Here is an 825-nt window from a genome sequence, read left to right as displayed (position 1 = left end):
CGTCGGGACCGGTCAGCAGCGCCGACGGTTCGACGCCGTGGCCGAGCGCCGAGCAGTCGAGCACGGTGCGCACACCGGCGTCCCGCAGCGGTTCGAGGACCGGCACGTCGCAGCGCGGGCCGTTCAGGGCGAGTTCGGCCAGCGCCAGGGCCGGGCGGTGCTCGCCCACGGCGTCCGCCACGGCCTTCGGGTCGCGCAGGTCCGCCGTGACGATGCGCACCCCCCACGGCGCGTAGAGCCCGTCCAGCAGGTCCCGGCTCTCGAAGTACATCCGATCGTGCACCAGCATGCGGTCGCCGGGGCCGATCCCGCTCGCCCGGACGGCGACGTCCAGGGCCGACATGCCGGCGTTGACGAGCACCGCCTGCTCGCTGCCGAACGCCTCGGCGGCGAGCTGCTCGGTCCTGCGCCGCCGGCCGTTCTCGTAGCTGTCCCAGTACGCCCGGTCGCTGCGGCCCTCCTCCTGGGCCGCGGCGTCGTCCCAGAACTCGCGCATGGAGCGGTTGGCCGCCGCGGGTTCGAAGGACGCGTCCAGGAGGGCGGCGAGCCGGTCGCGGGCGGCCCGGTAGCCGTCGAGCGTGTCGCCGAAGGAGGCACCGCCCGCGGCCAGCGCGGCGAGTCCGGCCGGCACCGGCAGCTGCTCGTGCCGGTACTCCGCCACGAGGTCGGCGGCCAGGCCCGCCAGGTGCGCGGCGCTGTCCGTGGTGGTGGGGCCGCCGGCCCGTCCGGCGCTCACCGGTCCACCACGAAGAGCGTGTAGGGGAAGGGCATGCCGGGCACGTCCCGCCGGACCTGCTCGGCGGTCACGGTGCCGTAGTGGCCGAG

The 825-nt window shown here is 76.1% G+C and carries 1 protein-coding gene; it reads right to left on the bottom strand.

Annotated elements, in window-relative coordinates; all coding sequences use genetic code 11:
* Nucleotides 1-736 (bottom strand): PLP-dependent transferase (locus AC5RWQ_RS30215; RefSeq protein WP_494286001.1); only part of this gene is annotated, 736 nt, incomplete at its 3' end.
* Nucleotides 737-825 lie beyond the last annotated feature (89 nt).

This window comes from Micromonospora sp. BS32, assembly GCF_059089345.1.
This window is presented reverse-complemented; position numbering and strand designations above follow the sequence as displayed.